This window comes from Frankia sp. R82 (assembly GCF_023716925.1).
In the GTDB taxonomy this organism is placed as follows: Bacteria; Actinomycetota; Actinomycetes; order Frankiales; family Frankiaceae; genus Frankia.
The window spans coordinates 22844-45369 of record NZ_JAMQQG010000014.1 but is presented as its reverse complement, the minus strand read 5'-3'; the positions used below and the strand labels follow the sequence as shown (position 1 = coordinate 45369).

General features: G+C 71.9%; 21 protein-coding genes and 2 pseudogenes. 13 read left to right on the top strand and 10 right to left on the bottom strand.

Features of this window, described 5'->3' with window-relative positions; all coding sequences use genetic code 11:
• Positions 1-796, bottom strand: a 796-nt coding sequence (locus ND747_RS04540) for a flavin reductase family protein (RefSeq protein WP_308204555.1), incomplete at its 3' end; no start/stop codon positions are given.
• A 131-nt stretch (positions 797-927) separates the two neighbouring features.
• On the opposite strand from ND747_RS04540, the gene ND747_RS04535 reads away from it, so the two are divergent.
• The 3 genes from ND747_RS04535 to ND747_RS04525 all read left to right on the top strand — a co-directional run bounded on the left by ND747_RS04535 (position 928) and on the right by ND747_RS04525 (position 6402).
• Positions 928-2817: a serine/threonine-protein kinase gene (locus tag ND747_RS04535; RefSeq protein WP_251732018.1), complete on the top strand. Its 1890-nt coding sequence runs from the start codon at positions 928-930 to the stop codon at positions 2815-2817.
• A gap of 211 nt (positions 2818-3028) precedes the next feature.
• A complete protein-coding gene (locus ND747_RS04530) occupies positions 3029-5251 on the top strand; it encodes an NADP-dependent isocitrate dehydrogenase (protein WP_251732017.1) in 2223 nt (740 codons plus the stop codon).
• Positions 5252-5979: 728 nt separating this feature from the next.
• A complete protein-coding gene (locus tag ND747_RS04525) occupies positions 5980-6402 on the top strand; it encodes a hypothetical protein (protein WP_251732016.1) in 423 nt (140 codons plus the stop codon).
• Between the two features lie 107 nt (positions 6403-6509).
• Here ND747_RS04525 and ND747_RS04520 read toward each other — a convergent pair whose 3' ends face one another.
• A complete protein-coding gene (locus tag ND747_RS04520) occupies positions 6510-6773 on the bottom strand; it encodes a hypothetical protein (protein ID WP_251732014.1) in 264 nt (87 codons plus the stop codon).
• A 155-nt stretch (positions 6774-6928) separates the two neighbouring features.
• On the opposite strand from ND747_RS04520, the gene ND747_RS04515 reads away from it, so the two are divergent.
• Positions 6929-7201, top strand: a complete 273-nt coding sequence (locus ND747_RS04515; protein ID WP_251732013.1) for a hypothetical protein — start codon at positions 6929-6931, stop codon at positions 7199-7201.
• 198 nt (positions 7202-7399) lie between these two features.
• On the opposite strand, the pseudogene ND747_RS04510 reads toward ND747_RS04515, so the two are convergent.
• The 3 genes and pseudogenes from ND747_RS04510 to ND747_RS04500 all read right to left on the bottom strand — a co-directional run.
• Positions 7400-7624, bottom strand: a pseudogene (locus tag ND747_RS04510) (cyclase family protein); the annotation flags it as partial.
• Positions 7625-7789: 165 nt separating this feature from the next.
• Positions 7790-8443 carry a CoA ester lyase gene (locus ND747_RS04505; protein ID WP_285899983.1) on the bottom strand — a complete coding sequence of 218 codons (654 nt, stop codon included), beginning with the start codon at positions 8441-8443 and terminating at the stop codon, positions 7790-7792.
• Positions 8443-8625, bottom strand: a pseudogene (locus ND747_RS04500) (CoA transferase); the annotation flags it as partial. The pseudogene ND747_RS04500 and the gene ND747_RS04505, both read right to left, overlap by 1 nt.
• Before the next feature lie 399 nt (positions 8626-9024).
• Here ND747_RS04500 and ND747_RS04495 point away from each other — a divergent pair.
• From ND747_RS04495 to ND747_RS04465, 7 genes are all read left to right on the top strand, one after another.
• On the top strand, positions 9025-9531 hold the full coding sequence (locus tag ND747_RS04495; protein ID WP_251732006.1) for a MarR family winged helix-turn-helix transcriptional regulator: 507 nt from the start codon (positions 9025-9027) through the stop codon (positions 9529-9531).
• Between the two features lie 29 nt (positions 9532-9560).
• Complete coding sequence (locus ND747_RS04490; RefSeq protein WP_251732005.1) at positions 9561-11057, top strand: MFS transporter; 1497 nt, start codon at positions 9561-9563, stop codon at positions 11055-11057.
• A complete protein-coding gene (locus tag ND747_RS04485) occupies positions 11048-11638 on the top strand; it encodes an isochorismatase family protein (RefSeq protein WP_251732004.1) in 591 nt (196 codons plus the stop codon). Before ND747_RS04490 ends, ND747_RS04485 begins: the two co-directional genes overlap by 10 nt.
• 99 nt (positions 11639-11737) lie before the next feature.
• On the top strand, positions 11738-12190 hold the full coding sequence (locus ND747_RS04480) for a hypothetical protein (protein ID WP_251732003.1): 453 nt from the start codon (positions 11738-11740) through the stop codon (positions 12188-12190).
• The gene (locus ND747_RS04475; protein ID WP_251732002.1) at positions 12187-13584 is read left to right on the top strand and encodes an MmgE/PrpD family protein; all 1398 of its coding nucleotides are present in this window, start codon (positions 12187-12189) and stop codon (positions 13582-13584) included. Before ND747_RS04480 ends, ND747_RS04475 begins: the two co-directional genes overlap by 4 nt.
• Positions 13585-13789: 205 nt before the next feature.
• Complete coding sequence (locus ND747_RS04470; protein WP_251732001.1) at positions 13790-14071, top strand: hypothetical protein; 282 nt, start codon at positions 13790-13792, stop codon at positions 14069-14071.
• A 2-nt stretch (positions 14072-14073) separates the two neighbouring features.
• Positions 14074-14448, top strand: a complete 375-nt coding sequence (locus tag ND747_RS04465) for a hypothetical protein (RefSeq protein ID WP_285899978.1) — start codon at positions 14074-14076, stop codon at positions 14446-14448.
• 73 nt (positions 14449-14521) lie between these two features.
• On the opposite strand, the gene ND747_RS04460 is transcribed toward ND747_RS04465, so the two are convergent.
• Complete coding sequence (locus tag ND747_RS04460) at positions 14522-15166, bottom strand: hypothetical protein (RefSeq protein WP_251731999.1); 645 nt, start codon at positions 15164-15166, stop codon at positions 14522-14524.
• Positions 15167-15346: 180 nt separating this feature from the next.
• On the opposite strand from ND747_RS04460, the gene ND747_RS04455 reads away from it, so the two are divergent.
• Both ND747_RS04455 and ND747_RS29670 read left to right on the top strand, forming a co-directional pair.
• Positions 15347-16093: an HAD family hydrolase gene (locus tag ND747_RS04455; RefSeq protein ID WP_251731998.1), complete on the top strand. Its 747-nt coding sequence runs from the start codon at positions 15347-15349 to the stop codon at positions 16091-16093.
• A 351-nt stretch (positions 16094-16444) separates the two neighbouring features.
• On the top strand, positions 16445-17881 hold the full coding sequence (locus ND747_RS29670) for a DUF2786 domain-containing protein (protein WP_251731997.1): 1437 nt from the start codon (positions 16445-16447) through the stop codon (positions 17879-17881).
• A 56-nt stretch (positions 17882-17937) separates the two neighbouring features.
• Here the strand turns inward: ND747_RS29670 and ND747_RS04445 are convergent, their stop codons facing one another.
• From ND747_RS04445 to ND747_RS04430, 4 genes are all read right to left on the bottom strand, one after another.
• Positions 17938-19215, bottom strand: a complete 1278-nt coding sequence (locus ND747_RS04445) for an ATP-binding protein (RefSeq protein WP_251731996.1) — start codon at positions 19213-19215, stop codon at positions 17938-17940.
• A 148-nt stretch (positions 19216-19363) separates the two neighbouring features.
• Complete coding sequence (locus ND747_RS04440) at positions 19364-20173, bottom strand: SDR family NAD(P)-dependent oxidoreductase (protein WP_251731994.1); 810 nt, start codon at positions 20171-20173, stop codon at positions 19364-19366.
• A 126-nt stretch (positions 20174-20299) separates the two neighbouring features.
• Positions 20300-21436 carry a hypothetical protein gene (locus ND747_RS04435; RefSeq protein WP_251731993.1) on the bottom strand — a complete coding sequence of 379 codons (1137 nt, stop codon included), beginning with the start codon at positions 21434-21436 and terminating at the stop codon, positions 20300-20302.
• 146 nt (positions 21437-21582) lie between these two features.
• Positions 21583-22386, bottom strand: a complete 804-nt coding sequence (locus ND747_RS04430) for a helix-turn-helix domain-containing protein (RefSeq protein WP_251731992.1) — start codon at positions 22384-22386, stop codon at positions 21583-21585.
• Between the last annotated feature and the right edge of the window lie 140 nt (positions 22387-22526).

The following is a 22526-nucleotide window of genomic DNA, read 5'->3' as shown; positions in this document are numbered from 1 at the left end:
CCGATCCTCCCTGTTCAGGAGCACTTTCCTCTTTGCGGCAACCCAACAGACGATCACCCCGGTGAAAGCCCGAGGCTGACCGGATGCCAAGGTCTCCGTCCGGTTGCCCGGCTGGTCCGATGCCCGGGCCCGTGGCGGCAGTGATGGCGGCGGCGGTGGGGGCGCCGGTGTGGAAGGTGCCGTAGCCGCCGTCGTGGTAGACGAGGGGGGCGACGGGGCGCTCGAGGTGACTGTCGAGCACCTCGGTGATGACCAGCCAGTGGTCACCGGCGCTGATCCGCTCCCGGATGCGGCAGCGCAGCCAGACGGCGGCGTCCGCCAGCAGTGGTTCGCCGGTCTCCAGCCGCCGCCACCGGGTGGGTGGGGCGAAACGGTCGGCCCCTGGTTCGGCGAAACGCATCGCGAGTTCCCGTGCGTCCTGCCCGAGCAGGTGGACGATGAGCGTCTCGGCCGCGTGCAGCGCCGGGACCAACGAGGACGTCGTCGCCAGCGCCAACGAGATCAGCGGTGGACGGTGCGACAGCGAGGTCACCGAGGTCGCGGTGAAGCCGACCGGTTCGCCGCGCCGGGTGAAGGTCACCACCGCCACGCCCGCCGCGTGCCGCCGGAACGCCTGTCGCAGCCCTTCACTCGCCGCGACCGCTGGATCCGAACGGACGGCCTGGTCTGGACGGCTGGCCTGTGCCGGCGCCGGGGCCGACGTGGGCGCCGACGCCGCTGCCCGGGGTGTGGGCGGCGGGACAGGTGTGTGCTTCGGCATGACACCACCCTGCTGCACCGACGCGTCTGTGTACACCAGCGGTCACCGTCGAGATGTGGATCGCGGCTCGCCGTGCCATATACCCGGCCTGCGCGGTGCGCACGTCGGAGGATGGGTGCATTGCGGTGACATCTCTGACATGAGGGGGGACAGGGCGAGCCATGCCGATGCCGACCGACCGAGATGCCAGCCAGGAGCGCAGCCTTGCCGGCCGCTACCGACTCGGGCGCGTCCTCGGCCGGGGCGGTGGTGGCGTCGTCCGCGAGGGCGAGGACATGCTGCTGCGCCGGAAGGTGGCGATCAAGGAGCTGCGGCGCCCGCCGGCGGCATCCGAGGCCGAAGCGGAGGTGTTCGCCCAGCGGGTGCTGCGCGAGGCCCGCACCGCCGCCCGGCTGCGTCATCCCGGTCTGGTCACCGTCTACGACGTCCTGCACACCGACGACCGCACCTGGATCGTCATGGAGTACGTCGACGGGGCGTCGCTGTCCGATCTGATCCGCGAGCGGGGCCGGCTGCCGGCCCTGGAGGTCGCCCGGATCGGCGTCAGCCTCGCCTACGCCCTGGAGGCCGCGCACCGCTCGGGTGTGATTCACCGTGACGTCAAGCCCGGCAACGTCCTGGTCACGCAGGATGGTCACGCCCGGCTCACCGACTTCGGCATCGCCATCACCGAGGGCGATGCCGCCCTGACTGCGACCGGGATGCTCGTCGGCTCGCCTGCCTACATCGCACCCGAACGGGCCCACGGTGCCCGGGTCGGCATCGCCGCCGACGTCTGGGGCCTCGGAGCCACCCTGTTCACCGCGGTGGAGGGCGTCCCGCCGTTCGCCGGAGAGGGTCCGCTGGGCATTCTCGCCGCCGTGGTCGCGGACCGGCGCCGTCCCTTCGAGCACAGTGGTCCGCTGCGTGGCGTCCTCACCGAACTGCTCTCCGCCGACCCGGCCCACCGCCCGTCTCTGGCCGAGGCCCGCGGCCGGCTGCGCGAGGTCGCCGAACGCCTTGGCGAGGCCCAGACCGGCCGCACCCTGCTCGACCTCCTCCCCCCCGACCTGGCCAGTGACCCACTCGCGGACGAGGCCGTCGTCCCGCCAGATCCGGTTCTCGTCGAGGCGGACGCCGCTGCGGCTGCCGGCGATGTCGGGGCACCTGACGAAGGCGGGGAGGCGGATCCGGCTGCCGTGCCCACGCCTGCTGCCGTGCCCACGCCTGCTGCCGTGCCCGCGTCGGACGAGCCGGGCCCGGTGGCGGGGGGGTCATCCGCGCCGGCGGTGGACGCTGGCCCGGTCGGGGGAGAACGGTCGCGGTACCGGGGATGGTGGGTGCTGGCGGGAGTGGCCGTCGCGGTGCTCGTCGTGGCGGGCATCCTGGTGGGCCTGCTGTTCGGCGGGGACGGGGAGAGGCCGCAGCAGCAGCTGGCCGGGCCGGCCCGCTCCGGCGCGGCGATCGGGACGGCCGGGGCGCCGACCCCGACGGCCTCCGCCGGCTCGCCCACCACCGCGAGCGCCGCACCGTCCGGTGGGCGAACCAGCACGAGCGGCACCGAGGACGGGGCGGGTGGAGGCACCGCCAGCCTTGACGATCTTGGTGCTCTGGTCCCGAGTTCCACGAAGCCCGCGACCGTCCCGGCCGGGTACACCGCGCACCGGGACGCCCTGGGCTGGTCCGTCGCGCTGCCGTCCGGGTGGCAGACCTCGGGTGACGGCGCGAGGTTCGTGGCCACCGCCCCATCCGGCTATCCGGACCTGCTGATCGAGACCCAGGCCAAGGCCGGCCCCTCGGCCATCGACGCCTGGCACGACCTCGAGCCCGCCGTCCGAACGACCTCGCCGGGCTACCGGCGCCTGGCGATCGACCCAGCCGACGGCGGCGCCGGCACCACGTCCGCGGCCTGGGAGTTCACCTTCACCGCGGACGGACGCACCATCCACGTGCTCGATCTCGGGGTGGTGCGCGACGGGCACGGCTACGCCCTGCGCTGGCGGGTCCCCGAGGACCGGTGGGCGGCCAGTGCGGCCCAGTTCCGCACCGTCGTCGCATCCTTCCGGCCGGGGCCCTGACCTCGACCGCCGGGTCGACGGTGCACCGGCCGGTCCGGGTGGGTGCGGGGCGTGACGGTGGCTGCGGGACGGGGGGTTCGACGCCTGATCGGCGGGGGTTCGGCGGGGGTCCGGCAGTGATCACGGTGCGTGGGAGCGGTGGCGGCCAGAATGCGGAGAGCTCGCGGCATATCGTGATACCCAGACGGACCAGACGTGAAGCGGAGTGTCGGTGACTGAGTCAACGATTGTCTATACCCTGACCGATGAGGCGCCGGCCCTGGCGACGTACTCGTTCCTGCCGGTGGTGCAGGCGTACGCGGCGGCGGCGGGTGTCCCGGTCGACAGCCGCGACATCTCGTTGGCCGGGCGGATCATCGCGAGCTTCCCGGAGCACCTCGAGCCCGCGCAGCGCATCGACGACGCGCTCGCCGAGCTCGGTGACCTGGCGAGGACGCCGGGGGCGAACATCATCAAGCTGCCGAACATCTCGGCGTCGATCCCCCAGCTGCGCGCCGCGGTCGCCGAGCTGCAGGCCAAGGGCTACGCCCTGCCGGACTATCCGGATGACCCGGCCACCGATGCCGAGCGGGAGATCCGCGCCCGGTACGACCGGATCAAGGGCAGCGCCGTCAACCCGGTGCTGCGCGAGGGCAACTCCGACCGGCGCGCCCCCGCCTCGGTCAAGGCGTACGCCCGCGCACATCCGCACCGGATGGGCGCGTGGAGCAGCGACTCGAGGACGAACGTCGCCACCATGGGCGCCGACGACTTCCGCTCCACCGAGAAGTCGGTCATCCTCGCCGCGGACGACACGCTGCGCATCGAGCTCGTCGGCGACGACGGCAGCACCACGGTGCTGCTGCCGTCCCTGAAGGTGCTCGCCGGTGAGGTCGTGGACGCGTCCGTGCTGCGGGTCGCCGCGCTGCAGACCTTCCTGTCCGCGCAGATCGCCCGGGCCAAGGCCGAGGGTGTGCTGTTCTCCGTGCACCTCAAGGCCACCATGATGAAGGTCTCCGACCCGATCATCTTCGGCCACGTCGTCCGCGCGTTCTTCCCGAAGACGTTCGCCACCCACGGCGCCGCGCTCGCCGCCGCCGGCCTGACCCCCAACGAAGGCCTCGGCGGCATCTTCAAGGGCCTCGAGGCACTCCCGGACGGCGCGGCGATCCGCGCGTCGTTCGACGCCGAGCTCGCCGACGGCCCGGCCCTGGCCATGGTCGACTCCGACCGCGGTATCACCAACCTGCACGTGCCCAGCGACGTCATCGTGGACGCGTCCATGCCGGCGATGATCCGCACCTCCGGCCACATGTGGGGCCCCGACGGCGCGGAGGGCGACACCCTCGCCGTGCTGCCCGACTCCAGCTACGCCGGCATCTACCAGGCCGCCATCGACGACTGTCGCGCCCACGGCGCCTACGACCCGGCGACCATGGGCTCGGTGTCCAACGTCGGCCTCATGGCGCAGAAGGCCGAGGAGTACGGCAGCCACGACAAGACCTTCGAGATCGCCACGGCCGGCACCGTCCGGGTGGTGAACGCTGCCGGCGAGGCCGTCCTCGAGCAGTCGGTGGCCGCCGGCGACATCTTCCGCGCCTGCCAGACCAAGGACGCCCCGATCCGCGACTGGGTGAAGCTCGCCGTCACCCGCGCCCGTGCCACCGGCGACCCGGCCGTGTTCTGGCTCGACGAGACCCGCGGTCACGACGCCCGGCTCATCGAGAAGGTCCGCGCCTACCTGTCCGAGCACGACACCGCCGGCCTCACCATCGAGATCAAGGCCCCGGTGGACGCGATCGCCCTCTCCCTGGAGCGGATCCGCCGCGGCGAGAACACCATCTCGGTCACCGGCAACGTGCTGCGCGACTACCTGACCGACCTGTTCCCGATCCTCGAGCTCGGCACCAGCGCCAAGATGCTCTCCGTCGTTCCGCTGATGAACGGCGGCGGTCTGTTCGAGACCGGCGCCGGCGGCTCGGCCCCCAAGCACGTCCAGCAGCTGGTCAAGGAGAACTACCTGCGCTGGGACAGCCTCGGTGAGTTCCTGGCGCTCGCCGTCAGCTTCGAGCAGTTCGCCACCGTCACCGGCAACACCCGCGCCAAGGTCCTCGCCGACACCCTCGACCGCGCCACCGCCACCTTCCTCAACGAGGACAAGTCCCCGGCCCGGCGCGTCGGCGGCATCGACAACCGCGGCAGTCACTTCTTCCTGAGCCTGTACTGGGCCCAGGAACTCGCCGCCCAGACCGACGACGTCACCCTCGCCGCCACGTTCGCCCCGCTGGCGAAGACCCTGGCCGAGTCCGAGGAGGCGATCAACGCCGAACTGCTCGCCGTCCAGGGCAGGCCCGCCGACATCGGCGGCTACTACCAGCCCGACCCGGTGAAGGCCACCGAGGTGATGCGCCCGTCGGTCACCTTCAACGAGGCCCTCACCCTCATCACCACCTGAGCCACCCGCACCGCGACGCCCCATCCGTCACCACACGGGTGGGGCGTCGACCATTCCCGGTGCGACGCCCCTCCGATCTTTTCTGAGTGGCGTGTCCGGGCCGATATCCCCAGGGCTCAGATGATCCCGGTGGAACAGCCGGATTTTTCGGCGGTCTGAGATCGTCTCTCCTGCCGGCCGCGGGTCGGTTTCCCGACGACACGACGATGCGTATCTCGCCCGAGGCGGGACTGTGCCGAAAATGGGGTGGACCGCGGCTTCCGCTGGAGCGGCGGCGGGCAGCGGGTCCGGACGGCGGACCGGTGGATGTTCTCGATGGCGCGAGGGCGTTCCCCCGGATCGTCGAAGCCGTAGACATGACGGAGCCGGTCACCAACGATGGGAAGCGTTCCGGTCAGGGCGATGGTCCCCTGTCCGTCACCACACGGGTGGGGTGTCCGTCGTTGCGGTGCTGGTTCCCGCTCGTCCTCCTGGGCAGGGCAAAGGTGTCGGGCTGCGCACGGAAAAAGGGCAAAGAAGACGTAGTCAGGATTGCAGGAAAATGGGTGCGCTGCGGAATCGAGTGCGTGGCGCTCGCGGTCTGGTACCGAGCGCATGGGCATGATGGGTCCGACAACACGGGTGGCGTACCGGCTCGCAGGAAGTGGTCCTGCCGAGACCACAGCGCCCGATTGTCCGAACCGGTCGTATTAGGGCCGGTTACCTCATGACCAGGAACGGGGTTGACCGTGGGAAAAATCGCTGATGGTGTCTACCGGATCAGAATCGACGGCCGGGACAACCTGACTCTGAGCTCGCCCGACCGGAACAACATCTTCCTGCTGCCCGGCGAGGGCCCCGGTCAGGACTGGGAGATCAGGCAGAGCGGAAGCGGTCACAACGGCGACAGCACCTACACGATTCGCCAGGTCTCCGCGCCGCTGTTCGTCGGCTTCGACGGCGAACCGGACGTGTTCGAGCGGGTCCGTCCCCTTCCCGAGGCCCGTGAGTGGCGGATCAGCGACGGCCCACGGCCGAACACCGTCACCATCGGCGTCGTGGAGAACGAGCTCACCCTCGGCCTGCACCCAGCTCTGGTCTTCCCGCCGATGGTGGCCCTGTCGCCGGTGTTCGGCGAGGACCGTGGCTGGGCGCTCGAGCCCGCGGGCTGACCCGTCCTCTGCCCGGCTGCCACCGACCGCTGGGGGGTGGATCCACGGCGCCCAGCGGTCGGTGGGGTCCTGTTCCGCCGCCTCCTCGGGCCCGCTGCCCGTACGGCTCATGATGACCCCGGCGCCTGGTCGATGACGGCCCGGCTGGTCAACGCCTCCTGCAGCTGGGCGGCCAGCCGCTGTGACTGCGACAGGACCTGGGCGTAGACGGTCATGGCGCCCACCACCCGATCGGGCAGCAGCGACACCTGGGTGCGCCCCGACTCGAGCGCCAGCAGGCACGGCCCTCGCCCAGCCGGTACTGCACGTCGTCCACCGCCCGCACGAACTCGGCGCTGGCGACCGCGGTCCGGGCCTGGTCGTCCGCTCACGCCCGCTCCTCACGTTTCGAGTGGCAGTGTGGGCGTAGAGTGAGGATGCTGAGTACCAGCCGACCCGGAGCGGACCGCCGCAACCATGCCGCATCCCGCGAGCATGACCGCTCACCGCCGGGTACCCCGGTGCTCTCTCCCCGTGGGAGCCAGCCATGCCCTCCAAGGACGTCCTCGCCGAATCCCCCTCGACACCCGCCACCGCGACACCCGCCGCCGCAGCGCAGGCCCAACCGGCAGCGAAGCTTGGTAGCTACTACGGCACGTACCAGGGCAAGGCCGCCTATGCCCGGGAGACCAGCGCCGGCAGCTGGCAGGTCAAGGTCCACGATCCGACGAACCGGCTCGCCGGCCATGATGGCTGGCTGATGCTCGGCACCGGCTGGCCGACGCTCCCCGACGCCTGCGCCGCCACCGGCCTGCGCTGACGGTCCGGCGGAACATCCAGGCTGTCCGCGGCCCCGGGGATCTCGCTCAGCTCCCCGGGACGGTGCTGCTTCGGTCCGTCAGCGCGCGGCCTCCTCCGGGCTGATCCGGTGCGGTTCGCACTCGGTGCATGGCCCGCGCGCAGCCGCGGGCCGCCGGCTTCGGTGACTCGGCCGTGATCAGGACCTCGGAGGGCGGGCGGTGTCGGCCAGGGACTCCAGCGTGAGGTGCTCGATGATGTGGACGCCGTGCTCGACCAGCAGGATCCGGTGTACCGGGAGGGTGCGATGTCCGGCGCCGGGGGTGATCTGCTCGAACGCGGTGGTGTCGGCGCCCGCGGCGATGACACCCCGTTCGGCCAGCCACCGGGCCGCCGACACGGTGGCACCCGGCACTCCTGTCTCGGTGCCCAGATAGGCGGCCGGGGCGGAAGCCGGGGTGGTTCGGCGAGCATGGCATGCCGTTCTCCAGCGGCTGGGCCAGGTCGAACACCGTGACGCCGGCCCGGACGGTCTCGAGCAGCCGATCGGGTCCGGTCGGCTCGGAGGTCACCGCAGTGGTCACTGGCGCAGTGGTCACTGGCGCAGTGGTCAGCATGCCTGTCGTACCTCCATCGTGGCGGCAAGGTCGAGGAGCTGGCGGGCGTGGGCGAGCATCGGTGGGCCGACCGTGCGGCCGTCCTCGGTGATGACGATCGAGGCACTGTGCGCCTGCGCCGCACTCGCCACCTCACTGATCGCCAGTGCGTCGGCGATCTCCGCGTCGGTCGGCGTGAACACCTCGTGGATGACGGGAAGCTGGCTGGGGTGGATGGCCATCCGGCCCACGAATCCCATGGCCTTGCCCCGCCGGCTCGACGCCACCAGCCCGGGGAGGTCGCGCACCTGGGGGAAGACGCTCTGCGCGGGGTTGGGTAGCCGGGCCGCCCGGGAGGCGATCACGCAGCGGGTGCGGCTGGCGTCCAGGGTCGCCGTGTCGGTTGCGCTGCGCAGGTCGGCGCGCAGGTCCTCCTCACCGAGGCCGAGCATGCGGACCCGCGGCGAGGCCATGGCCAGCGGGTAGGCCATCTCCACCGCGAAGGCGGACTCCAACAGCAGGTCGACGCCCGCCTCGCAGTCGGCCGCGGCCAGCCAGCCGGCGACCCGGTGGACGTCCTCGGGGTGCTCGATCTTCGGCAGCCGCACGCCGGCGAGGCCCGGACCACAGACCGCCTGGATGTCGTCCTGGCAGCGCCCGCTGGTCAGCCGAAGCCGGTGACGCGGACCAGGATCAGCCCGGGGTTGTCGGCGCGCAGCGTGTCGTAGTCCAGGCCCCAGCGTTCCAGGGTGCCGGGCCGGAAGTTCTCGATCACCACGTCGGCACCGGCGGCCAGCCGGCGGAACAGCTCCTGCCCCCCAGGCCGGCCGAGGTTCATCGTGGTGCTCTGACCCGCAGACCCGCGAGCGGCCCGCGCGGCGCGTTCGGAGTAGGAGACACCTGTGCAACCTCTCCCTTCGTGAGGACCTTTTCGCCTCCAGATACTGCGCATGGCGAACATCTTTGCTGGGTAGCGAGTGGAGTCGGCTGATGGTCCGGGTGCCCCGCTCGTACAGGAAAAGTGTTACTCGGTGTGGCGCGATGACCGACGTGATGACGGCCTGACCGGGAGATATGCCGCTAGATGGCCAAAAATTTTCACTGAAAGTAACTTTTTGCTCGCCATTGGTGGGTAAATGTGGCAACTGTCACTCGGCTGTGCTGGGTGTGCTCGGGATGTGCGGGGTGTGTCGCGTGCCGGTCGGGGTGCAGACTTGTCTGCCCCAAGCTGATAAGCTATGCTGACAATATGGGTAGAGATGAGGGTGAGGATGTCGAGTCGCTGGATGACACGCTGGCCAGCGAGGTGCGGGTTGCGGTCGGCCGGCTGGCCCGGCGGCTGCGCCAGGAGCGCCCGGCGCATGAGCTCGGGCTGACCCGGATGTCCGTGCTCTCGCGGCTGCACCGGCTCGGTCCCGCAAGCCCCAAGGAGCTCGCCGGCCAGGAGGGGGTGCAGCCGCAGACGATGACCCGCACCCTCGCCGGGCTGGAGGATGCCGGGCTCGTGGCCCGCACCAGTCACCCGACGGACGGTCGCCAGTCGATCATCTCGATCACCGAGGCTGGTCGCGAGCTGCTGCGTTCCGATCGCCGCCAGCGCGACGCCTGGCTGGCGCGGGCGATCGAAAAACGGCTGTCCCCGGTCGAACAGGACTTCCTGCGGGCGTCGGCGCGGCTGCTGTCGCTGCTGGCCGAGCCCGATCCGTCCGTGCTGGAGGATCCCGTCCACCCTGGCTGGCCCAGCGGATCTGGATGACCGGACACTCCGGTAGTCGGGAGGCTGTCATGACCGCGAGTGACACCGGAGCGGTGGCCGGCACCAGGCCGGTCCCCGCTCCCCCCCTCAGCTCCCCCCCGCAGCCGATCCCCGCGCTGGCGGCGACACGTCCGCCGCTGGCACTGTTGCTGCCGGTGGTGCTGGGGACGCTGCTGAACGCGCTGAACTCCTCCATGATCGCGGTGGCGCTGGTTGCCATCGGGGACCACTTTCACGCCGGCGCCTCGGTGGTGTGGCTGGTCTCGGGCCTCTATCTGGCGAACGCGGTGGCGCAGCCCACGATGGGCCGGCTCGCCGACCAGTTCGGCCCGCGCCGGATCTTCTGCGCCGGCCTCCTGATGATCATCGTGGCAGCGTGTGCCGCGCCGTTCGCCCCGACCCTGGGCTACCTGCTCATCGCGCGGGTGCTGTTGGGGGTCGGCACGTCGGCGGCCTATCCCGCGGGTGTCGCACTGGTGCGGGACTGGGCCGACCGCACCGGTCCTGAGGCGAGCTCCGCGTCGGCGCTGGGCGCGATCTCCGCGGCGTCCCAGGTCGCCGTTGCGCTCGGCCCGCCGCTGGGCGGGGTGCTGGTGGTGGTGGCGGGCTGGCGGTCGATCTTCTGGGTGAACCTCCCCGTCGCGGCCCTCGCGCTGGTCCTGGCGTTGCGCCGGATCCGCCGGGACGCGCGCGTGAACACGCCCGCGGGCGCGGCGCTGCGGGCACTCGATCCGCTCGGTATCGTCCTGTTCGCCGGCGGCATGGTCTTCCTACTGCTGTTCCTGTTCTCGGTGGCGCACGGTCCGATCTGGCTCGACCTGGTCGGCGCGGCGCTGCTCATGCTGGTCCTGGTCGGCTGGGAACGGCATTGCGCCAGCCCCTTCATCGACGTGCGCATGCTCGCGTCGAACCGGCCGCTCACGGCCACCTACCTGCGCTGTGCGGTGACCTACGTCGTCTTCTACTCGGTGTTCTACGGGCTTCCGCAGTGGTTGGAACAGAGCCGGCGGATGAGCAGCGCCCAGGCAGGCCTGGTCGTGCTGCCGATCGCGTGTCTCGGGGTGGTGGCCACGGTGCTCGCCACCCGGATGTCGCGCCGCGGCGACAACCGCCGGCTGCTGGTCATCGGCTCGGTCGGCCTGCTCGCGGGCAGCCTCGCCCTGCTCGGGATCGGCGGCGCGACGCCGGTGGGTGTACTGCTGCTGGCCGCCGCCGTGCTCGGGCTGCCCAACGGCTTCAACAACATGGGAAACCAGACCGCCATGTACGCCGCGGCCCAGCCGGAGCGTCTCGGTACCGCCTCCGGCCTGTACCGCACGTCCCAGTACGTCGGGGCGAACCTGGCGGCTGCCCTCGTCGGGCTCACCCTCGGCGATCATGCCGGCAGTCGCGGTCTGCACCACCTGGCCGCCGTCATCACCGTGATCAGCCTTGCGCTGGTGGCCGCCGCGGCGCTGCCGGCCCGGCATGCCCGTGCATCTGCTCGTTCCCACGCCTGCACAGGAGAGGAACAGTCATGCCCCTGACCCATCTGACCTCGGACGTCGCTCTCGTCATGATCGATCTGCAGTACGGCATCGTGGGTATGCCGATCGCGCCGAACCCGGCAGGCGCCGTCGTGGCCCGCAGCGCGAGGCTGGCCGAGGCCTTCCGCGCCGCGGGGCGGCCCGTGTTCGCTGTGCGGGTGGATCATGGGCCCGACGGCGGCGCGGCCCTGCGCACCCCCGTCGACCGACCGGGCGTCCCGCCCAACCTGGACCCGCACTGGAGCACCCTGGTCGACGAGCTCGGCGTGCGCCCGGGTGACATCGTGATCACCAAACGTCAATGGAGTGCCTTTCACGGCACCGATCTGGATGACCAGCTCCGTCGCCGGGGCGTGCGGGACGTGGTGGTCACCGGCCTGGTGACGACGCTGGGCGTGGAGTCCAGCGTGCGGCAGTCCTGGGAACACGGCTACCGCACCATCGTCGTCGCCGACGCGATCAGCGGGCCGAGCGCCGAGGAGCATGACGCGGCGCTGCGCTGGGTCCTCCCGCGGATCAGCCAGGTCGACGACACCGACGCCGTCCTCGACCACCTGGCGAAGACGTTCCCACCAGCCTGACCCGCCCTACCAGCCTGACCCGCCCCACCGGCGCAGCCGTCCCGCCGGAGCACGCACCGCAGAGGTCCGCACCCCGGGGGAGTACGCACAGGAGGAAACGTGCCATGCAGCAACAAGGACGCTGCAGCTCGGCCGGCCTGGGGGCAGGAGCTGTTCCGCCGGCTGGCCGCCGGTGCCGACGCCCTCCTCGACAACGCCCGCGCCCACTGCGTCATCCAGGCCCGGGCACGGGGACTCCCGCGCCCGGTGCAGTCGATCCACGCGGCGCTGGCCGACCCGGCCGGGCTGCGACGCACGACCCGGGCCGGGCGGGCAGCCGGGTTCTTCGGCCGCACAGCCGTGCATCCGGCCCAGCTTCCGACGCCGCGGGAGGTGCGTGCCGCGCGGGAGCTCGTGGCTCGGCTACGCCGCTCCGCCGACGCCGGGCGCGGCGCGCTGGCCACCGCGGACGGCGACTTCGTCGACGCGGCGGTGGTACGTCGCGCCACCAGTCTGCTCGCCCTCGCCGACCGGTTCGGCACCGACCCGACCCTGATGGGGGAGGACGCATGACAACCACGCCCAACCAGGATCAGAGCGCCACCTACCCGCGTGGCGTGGGCCGGCCGGCATCGGGCCAGGGCTCCCTGATCCAGCAGGTGGCCGAGTTCGCCGTCGGTGTGCGGGAGCGGGGCCTGCCGGCCGAGCGGCGGCACCGGGCGACCGGACGGCTGCTCGACGTCGTCGGCAACAGCCTGGCCGCCAGCGGCGAGCCGATTGCCACGATCGTGCGCACCGTGGTGGACGGCTGGGGCGGCGACGGGCCCGCGTCGGTGCCCGGCAGCTCGCGGCGCTACCCGGCGGCCAGCGCCGCCCTGCTCGGCGGCACCCTCGCCCATGCGCTCGACTTCGACGACACGCACCTTCCGTCTGTGCTGCATCCCAGCGCGACGGTGGTGCCGGTGGCGCTGGCGGCGGCCGAGCGCGCGGGCCACGGTGGCGCCGCGATGCTCGACGCGATCGCGGTCGGCAACGAGTTCTGCGTGCGGCTCGGCCTGGCCGGCTATGACCCCTCGCTCGGCAATTCGATCTTTTTCGAGCGGGGCCAGCACGCCACTGCGATCTGCGGGGCCGTCGCCGGAGCGGTCGCTGCGGCCATGCTCGCCGGCCTTGACGCCGAGGGCGTCGCCCACGCCGCCGGGATCGCCGCCAGCATGGGCTCAGGCCTCCTGGAGGCAAACCGCACCGGCGGAACGGCCAAACGGGTGCACACCGGATGGGCCGCGCACAGTGCGATCGTGGCCAGCGAGCTCGCCGCCGCCGGCCTGACCGGGCCGCCGACGGTACTGGAGGGCCGGTTCGGCTTCTTCCAGGCCTGGTGCGGCGACCAGGCGGTGCCGCAGCGGGTCACCGCGGGGCTCGGCGAGGTCTGGGAGTCCGACGACGTCCACACGAAGCCGTACCCGTGCAACCACTTCACCCACGCCGGCATCGACGCGGCCCTCGACCTGCGCGACCGTGGCGTGAACCCGGCCGAGATCGTCGGGATCGAGCTCGGCGCGCCGAGTGCCGTGCTGCGCACCATCGCCGAGCCCGCGGCGCTCAAGGCCGCGCCGCCCAGCGGTTATGCGGCGGCGTTCTCCGGGCCGTACACCGTCGCCGCGGAGGTCACCTGTGTGCCCGACGAGGCCTGCGACAGCCTGTTCCCACGGCACCTGCCTGCGGTGCTGCGCGTGGAGATGACCGACGGACGCCGCCACGAGGCTCGGGTGGAGCGCAACCGCGGCGGCCCTGACCGGCCGCTGGACGACCAGGAGATCGCGACGAAGTTCCGCCTGGGCGCCCGGACCCGCCTCGACGGCGCCCGCGTCGAGGACCTGCACGACACGCTGGCCCGGGCGGCCGAAGCCGACTCGGCCCGTGATCTGCTCGCCGCGTGCTCGCCGGCGGCCAGTAAGATCATTTAATCCGGTCGGGTCGGTTGGGTCAGGAAGTACGGCTCGCCGTTCCGCCGTCGGGTGTGGGCGGCAGTGCGGTTCCGCGGAACCCCTGGAGCACTGTTGGTGCTCCGGTCGTGACGCGCGGGCATTTTCTTCAAAGCAGATCCACTTCGGCCTCACCTGTCGTACCCTGATCGGGCACCGTCCGTCCGTATCGGTGGGTGGAGGATCGATGGCCCTGACCGAAGCTCTGATCCAGGTTCCTGAGGATGTGCGTGATCGGCTGGTCCGGATCGCGCGGGACGAGGGGATGTCGCTGCGGACGTATCTGACGCGTCTGGCGCATTCGGTGGAGGTGTACACGGATCAGGAACGGCGCGAGCAGTCCGAACGTGCGCTCAAGGCCCTGTTCGCGTACTCCGGCTACAACCCGACCGAGGCCGAGATCGCGGAAAGCGATGCGGAGCTCGAGCGTCGCTGCGCGCACCTCGTCCGCCCACGGCCAGCGCAGTGAGCATGCCGGCCCACGTGGTGCTCGACGCGACGGCGATGCTCGCGATCGGCCGTGGGAACCTGCTTGGCTCGAGGCTCATCGTCCACGCCGGGCAGCCCGGCGGCCCTCGGGTGTACGCGCCGACCTGCGCGCTGGTCGAGGCTGACCGCATCCGTCGGGGCGTGGCCGAGCACATCGCCTCCTTGCCGGGCGTGCTCATGGTGGACCTGGACCTGTCGGCGGCGCTCGCTGTTGCGCGCGACGAGACCTGGGCGGCGGCCCACATCCGTCACACGGCGGGTCCGATGCCGCATCGTCCGGTCGCCGCGGTGGTCGCGACCGCTGCGCCGGAGAACTGGGAAGGTGAGCGGGTCGAGCTGATGAACCTCGCCGCCTGACGGCGATGGGCGGCGAGGTACCCAGCAGGCGTTGTCTCCGCACACGTACGTGGCCGACGTCAGTGGTCGCAGGTCATACGTGGGCGAGGTCGGCGGTTACCGGGACGGCGTCGGACGGCGCATCGGCGGTTTCGGTGGCCTCGGCCCCGGTCCGCGCGGGCGCATCGCCGTCGGACGGGGCGGCGGGGCGCCAGGTGCCGTCGACCTGCGCCCAGCCGTGGGCCTGATCGTAGGCGGCCTTCTGGTCGGCGGACAGGCGGGCGCCGCGGGAGGGGACGGGGGCGTCGTACTCGCCGGCGTGGTCGCGCAGCCAGGCCCGGACCTCGTTGGTGGAGGCGATCTGGTGTGGCCGCCGGGGCTGATCCTCGGCGGCCGAGGCCGAGGCCGAGGCCGCAGCCGCCGGCTTCCGGGTGCGCGGGGCCGATCCGGCGGAGGTGGCCGGAGCCGGCTCCGAGGCGTTCGTGGCGTCGTTCTCCTCGATCGTGGACCAGGTGGTGTCGAGGCGGGCGCCGCGGGCGAGCGGGGTCGCCTCGCCGAACTCGGCGTATTCACCGAGCACGGACGACAGTTCGTCGCGGCATTCGGCGCACAGATCGAGGCGGACGAGCTGACCGTCGAACGCGAACGCCGCGCTCGTCGTCGCGGCGGCCCGCTCGTGTGGGTGACGCCCGCCGTTGTCGCACCACACGTTGACGATGGAGATGACCTCTCGCGCCACTGTTGCCCCCCTGTACAGGTAGCTGTGCGTTCTCATGATCCGGAGTTCTCGTGATCCGGCGCGGCCGAGCCTAGCGACCGGGTCCGACATGTTCGGCGCCGGTGGCCGGGATCAGCCAGCCGGCGTCGACGCAACGCAGCTTCGGGGCGGCGGGCGGTCGGCGCATGGGAGCATCGGGGCATGCCTGCGCCCGCGCTCGTCCTGTGGGACATCGACCGAACGCTGCTCAACGCCGGCGGGATCAGCCGGGAACTGTATGCCCGGGCGTTCGAGCGGGTCGTCGGACGGCCGCTGGACATCGAGGTGGATCTGACCGGCCGAACCGAACGGGCGAGTGTCACCGAGACGTTGCAGCGCTCCGGGATCAGCGACGTCGCGCCGATGCTGGCCGTGTTCTACGCCGAGATGGCGCTGGCCGCGGTCGCCCTGCGCGACGAGATGCACCGGCGCGGCCGGGCCCTGCCCGCAGCCCGGGAAACCCTCGCGGACCTGGCCGCCGACGGGGTGGTGCAGACGGTGGTGACCGGCAACGTCCGTCCCGTCGCCGAGGTCAAACTGGCCGTGTTCGGGTTCACCCGGCATCTCGATCTCGAGTTGGGTGGCTACGGGGATGTCAGCGCCGACCGGGCCGACCTGGTGCGCCTTGCCGTCGGACGGGCCGAGGCCGCCCACACGACGACCTTCGACCCCGCCCGGGTGATCGTCGTCGGTGACACCGTCCACGACATGCGCGGCGCCCTCGACGTCGGGGTGCGCGCGGTCGGTGTCGCCACCGGCACGACCAGCCTGGAGGAGCTTGCGGCGGCCGGCGCCAGCGCCGTGCTCCCCGGGCTGACCGACCTCGCCGCCGTGCGCGCCGCCCTGTTCGGCCCCCCGGCGCCGGCTGCTGGCGTCCAGGCACCCGTCCCGGCCCGCCCGGGCGGCTAACGCGCTGTCCACGAACGTTTCCGATGGTGGCTCGGATGCTGGTGAACCGGCTGCGCACCCCATCCTGGGCGGAAGGCAGCTATCCGGTGCCCAGCGCGTTTAATCCCTGCCGAAGGACCCATCCGCCCCACCGGGCCGCTGGAGTCGGCAACGGCCCGTGACGGCTGATGTGGCCGTGGCCGTGGCCGTGGCCGTGGCCACGGTCGTGGTTGTGGTCGTCGGTCGGCGCGGCGGTGGTGCACTGCATCGAGACCACGTGTAGGCCCGGGTGCTGGCCGTTGGTCTGTTCTCCGGGGCCCTGGGCGGCTTGCGATACTCGGCGAGCGTAGGGTCGATCAGCGGGAGAGACGCGTGGGCAGCCAGAACAGGGAACGACGTAAGGCCAAGGAGAAGGCGCGCGCCACCCGGGCCCGGGCCCGGGCCCGCAACGCCGGGACCGAGGCGGGTCCGTTCGGGCAGCCAGGTCCGTTCGGGCCGCCGGTGCCGCCGCGGGAATCGCTGGCGGAGCTCGTCGATCTGATCATCGCCGATGCGCTGACCGCACTGCTCGCCGAGGACGACGAGTCGTTCATGGGGTTCCTGAGCGCCCTGTCCGACCCGCCGAACGGGCCCAGCGGGCGTCGGACCGTCAACAGGGCGCTGGTCGGCTGGTTCGACCGTGTCCTGGAGACCCTCTGGCGGCGTGGCTGGCAGCCGGTGGACCTGCACCGGATCGTCGGCCGCCAGAGCGACCAGCGCCGCGTGCGGCTGGTGCTCGACGCCATCGCCGGCCAGCTGCGGCGTTACGCCCCGGCCACCGTGGACGAGCGGTGGCCGGCCCAGCTGGGCAGCCTCGGCGCCAGCGTGTGGTGGGAGCACGACGACCAGTGGCTGGATGCCTGGGGCGAGCGGGAGGGACGCGTGCGGGTCATGGTCCTGAGCGACGTCATCGAGCTGCTCGGGGTGCTGCACCGGCTGCCCGAGGTGGAGATGCTCGGCCCCCCACCGGGCACCGCTCGGCGGGAGCACTCCTCGCGCGGCAGCGGTTCTCGACCAGCCGGGGGCGCCGGTCCGAACGTCGGTCAGGGCGCCGGTGAGGGTGCCGACACGCGCATCCTCGACAAGGTCCGCGCGCTGCTGGCGAAGGCCGAGTCGACCGAGTTCGCCGACGAGGCCGAGGCGCTGACCGCCAAGGCCCAGCAGCTCATGGCCCGCCACAGCATCGACGAGGCGCTGCTCGCGGCCGGCCAGGGCTCCCGGGAGGAGCCGACCGGGCGCCGGGTCGGCATCGACAATCCCTACGAGATGGCCAAGGCGACCCTGCTCGACGTGGTCGCCGACGCGAACCGCTGCCGCACGGTGTGGTCGAAGCACCTCGGCCACTCGACGGTGATCGGTTTCGAACCCGATCTGGACGCCGTCGAACTGCTCTACACGTCGCTGCTGCTGCAGGCGACCACGGCGATGACCCGGGCCGGCGCCCGCCAGGACCGCGCGGGACGATCCCGCACCCGTTCGTTTCGCCAGTCGTTCCTGGCGTCGTTCGCCATGCGCATCGGCGAGCGCCTGCGGGCCGCGTCCGAGCAGGTCCGCGACGAGGCCGTGGCCGCGGCCGGCGACAGCCGCCTGCTGCCGGTGCTCGCCGCCCGCACCGACTCCGTCCAGGCGGCGACCACGGCGATGTTCCCCCAGCTCACCTCGCACGCCATCCGCGCCAACGACGGCGAGGGCTGGGCCTCCGGCCGCGCCGCCGCCGACCTCGCCTCCCTGCACACCCGCGACGAGGTCGCCGCCGACCGTTCCAGGTGATCAGCCGCCGGAAGCCCAGCCAGCGAGAGGAGCAACACGGTCAGCGGAGCATGTGGTCAGGGGGCCCAGAGGGTGTCGACGGGCAGGACGTGCAGGCGGTCTTCGTAGGTGTAGGAACGCGCGCCGAGGTAGAGCGCGACGCCGGCGAGGAAGGCGTCGCCGACGGTGTCGCGGAGTTTCCGCAGGGGGGCGAGATCATCGCCGGGCACCCGGCCGGCGGCCTTGATCTCGAACGCGAGGATCGCTCCGTCGTCGCGTTCGATCACAAGATCGACCTCGTCCCCGCCGCGGGTGCGCCAGTGGCCGGCTCCGCTGAACCAGTCCGCCCAGGAGGCCTGTTTGAGCAGCTCCGTGACGACGAACGTCTCGAGCAGATGCCCGAACTCGGTCAGCGCGGCCGGGCTGCGGGCCGCCAGTTTCTGCGGGGTGAGACGCAGCAGTCGGGCCGCGACCCCGGAATCCAGGACGTGGAGCTTCGGCGAGGAGGCGGAGCGCGCGGTGAGGGTGGTGCCCCAGGCGGGTAGCCGGTACAGCAGGAACACCGCTTCGAGCAGGCGCACATAGCTGTGCGCGGTCGACTCGTCGAGCCGGACGTCGGACGCCGCCCGGGTGATGTTGAGGATCTGTGCGGTCTGACCGGCCAGCCGTTCGAGCAGGGCCGGCAGCGCGGCGGCCTGGCGGATCCGGCGCAGGCCCGCCACGTCGCGTTCGAGGCTGAGACTGACGTAGTCGTCGAACCAGCGGTTGCGCGACGTGAGGGAGGCGCGGGCAAGCACCGAGGGGAACCCACCCATGGTGACGCTGTCGATGTACCGCTCGCGGGTCGTCGCCGAGGGCCGAGCCGCCGCGGCGGCCACGGTGGCACCTGGGTCGGTGAACAGATCGTCAAGCAGATGCTCGTGGACCCCGTGTAACTCACCCTGTGACAGCGGGTAGACCGGTAGCCGGTGCAGGCGGCCGGTGAGTGCCTGCGCGGCCTGGGGCAGGGCATCGTGGCGGGCCGAGCCGGTCAGAACGAACCGGCCGGGCCGGCCGTCCCGGTTGAGCTCGGCCTTGATGGCGTCGAGGATGATCGGAACGTGCTGGTACTCGTCGATACAGATCGGTCGGGTGCCCGAGACGAACAGCGCCGGGTCCCTGGCCGCCGCGTCGCGCACGGCCACATCGTCGAGGTCGACCAGCTCCGCGTTGATGTCGCTGGCGAGGCTGCGCAGCAGGGTCGACTTCCCGACCGAGCGGGGCCCCTGCAGGAGCACCACCGGCTCGTCGGCCATCCGGCGCGCGACAATCGGCCCCAGCCGTCGCGGCACCAGCCCGTGCAGCCGTGCATCCATGGCCGCCAGGCTACCCGAACCACGGATCTGGACGACCCTGAATCCCAGATCTGGACGGCCGTCAACCACAGATGTGGAGGGGCACGAGTCACAGATCTGGACAGACCTGGAGCACGGATCTGGCGGGTGTCGCCGGTGGAGGTGCGGGTCAGAAGTCGCTGCCGCCGTCCACGTTGATGTTCGCGCCGGTCATGTAGCTGTTGAGGCGGGAGCCGACGAAGGCGATGACCGGGCCGATCTCGGTCGGGTCGCCGGCGCGGGGCAGGAAGGCCGGGTGGTCGTAGTCCTCCCGGATGACGCGCATCGCGTCCTCAAGACTGTCGGGGTCGATGCCCCGCTCGGGCGGGAGGGTGCGCAGGTACCCCTTCAGCGCGGGGGACAGGAACGACCCCGGCGACACCGTGTTGACCAGGATCCCGTCGGGCGCGAGTGACTGCGCGAGATTCTTGCTCAGGCTGGTCAGCGCCGACTTGGCCGCGGTGTAGGCGACCAGCCGCGGGGACTGCCGCCGGGTGGAATGGGCGCTGACGTTGACGATGCGCGCCCACTCGGCCGCCCGCAGCGCCGGCAGCGCCGCGCGCACGCAGCGCACCGCGCTCAGGGTGCCGATGTCGAAGGTGGCCAGCCATTCGGCGTCGTTGAGGTCGTCGAACGGGCGGACGCCGACCTCGACCGGGCCGGCGGCGTTCACCAGGACGTTCAGGCTGCCCCACCGCTCGGTGATCGTGTCGAAGGCGGCCTGCACGGAGTCGGCGTCGGTCAGGTCGGTGGGGATCCCGAGCGCGTCCGGCGAACCGAGCCCACGTAGCGCCTCGACGGTCTCCTCCAGCGCGTCCTTGCCGCGGGCCAACACCGCCACCCGGGCACCGTCGGCGGCGAACCGCTCCGCGGCCGCCCGGCCCATTCCCCTGGAGCCGCCGCTGACGACGACCCTGGCCCCGCCCAGTCCGAGATCCATCTACCCCGCCTCTGCCGCGACGCCGAGCTGCCGCGACATCGATGTGACGTGCCTTACGTCAGATATAGCGGCTGGGTCGCGCGTGGCACAAGCGGTGTCGCTGCCGGTGCTGTCGCTGCCGGCTGGTCAGTTCCACAGGGCGGCGTGGCTGGTGCCGTCAGGCGCCTGGATGGTGCCCACCACCTGGCCACGGTTGTTGATGGCCGCCGGCCAGGCACCGACGCCACCGAGCTGCACGGTCCGCCCGTGACTGCGGCGGAAGGCCGCGGTGCTGGTCCCGACGATGATGTCGCCGCGCTGGTTGAGGGCGATCGGCCGGGTGAACAGGCCGCCGAAGGTGCCCAGATCGATTTGCTGGCCGTGGTCCCAGAGCAGGATGCGTCCGATGTTGGTCACCGGATCGAACGTGTCGCCGAGGATCTGGCCGGCGTCGTTGATGGCCACCGCCGTGCTGAGCGGATCGGTGGGGTCCAGGTCGATGGCATGGTCGCCCTGCCACAGCATGGCGTGGGTGACGCCGTCCGCGTTCGTGACCCAGCCGACGACGTCACCCCGGCCGTTGATGTCCGAACCGTAGCCGCTCGGAGTGGGCAGCGGCACCCAGCGGCCACGGATCCAGCGGGCGAAGTAGTCGTCGCCGTGGCTGCTGTCCTGGATCTCGCCCAGGATCCACCCGTTGCTGCTGATGGCCCGGGCGTCGCTGGTGTGACCGGCGGGAGCACCGAGGTCGAAGGTGTGGTTGTCGCGCCAGAGCTTCGCGTGCGTTCCACCGCCGGTCACCGGACCCGTGCCGACGACCTCGCCCCGCTCGTTCTGGTCGGACGTGGAGAAGTCGAGGGCGACCACGGTGCCATCGGGACGGAGCACGAAGCCGGGGGAGTAGAAACGGCCCGGCAGGGTGCCGGCGATCTGCCCGGCGTTGTTGATCCTGAACGGGGCGCGCGCGGTGTCGGGCAGTGCGGTGAGGGCGCCCTGCGACCAGCGGAACCCGTGGTTGTCGTATGGCGAGCTGTAACCGGAGCCGACGACGTCGCCATGGTCGTTGATCGCGGTCGCGTTGGTGTAGAGCAGACCGGGCAGGCCCCCGAGATCGACCGGCGGCACAGTCGGGACGGCGGGCACGCTCGCCGCTGCCGGCGCCGATGGCGGCGCGGCGGGCGGCGCGGCCACGGCCACTCCGGTTGACATCGCGGCGACGGTCGCGGCCACCAGCGCCGTCGTTGCCGTTGCCGCCGCCATGCTGACCGCACGCTTCGGGCGCATCGCCGCCTCCAGGACGGATACCCGGCCGCCTTGGTGGCGACGCTATGAAGTTAGGAAATCACTCTCCGATGTGCAGGTGGGGGAGTGGCCCGCCGACACGCGCCCATTCGATCCGGCGTCGGCGGCGTCGGCGGCAAGGTCCGGCGTCAACCCGCCGGGCCGAGGACGAAGCCGGGCTGGGCGTCGGTCGAGGCGCTCTGCAGCGTCCGCATGACCCGACGGGGGTCGTCGTACGGCCCGGAGACGTAGAACGGCCGGCCGTCCTTCCCGAACGTGATCGCGGATGGCCCTGCCCACGAACCAAGATGGCCGGCGGCCGCCGCGAGGTCGGGATGCGGTTCGAAACCGAGGCCGCGCGCGTACTCGACGGAGCCGAAGACCAGGTCGGCGGCCAGCCCGAGCGGCGCGTCCTGCCAGCCGTTCGACTGGGCGGCGAAGTACTGCTCCCGGAAGCCGGGCAGCTCGACGTCCATCATGACGTCCGGCCCCATCGCGTTCTTGACCCCGAGGCAGTAGACGTCCGCCAGATACCCGCACACCGACACGCTGCCCCAGCGATGCGCCCGCGCGACCAGCACCGTCACCAGACCACCGAGGCTGTTACGGGCATCGAGGACGATCGGCTCCACCACGTCCTCGGCCCCGTCGCCGTCGTCCGAGGCGTCGCCGCCGGCAAGGATGTCGCTGCCACCCGAGGCATCGCCGCCTGCGAGGGCCGCGTCCACCCAGCCGCGCGCCGGATCCACCGTCAGGCCCCGGCTCCACCCGGCGTTGATCCAGCACCCGACCAGCGCCGGCTCCCCGGCCGCAGCCCGGGCCTGCGCCGCGGCGGCCCGCACCAGCGGCGCCACCACGGACGGCGCCACCCCCAGGATCCGCGCGATCTGCTTCGGCGACTTCCCCTCGCCCCGCAGCGCCGCCACCCGGTCCCGCAGCTCGACCTCGCTCATGGACGATCACTCTAACGTCGCCGCGCCGCTCCTCGCCGATGGGTGGAGTGGTCTGCGTACGGCGTGACATGAGACGCAAAGTGTCCATATATGTTCCTTTACGGCACAGGTTGGGTCGGCAAAGCGCGGGGTCGATTACG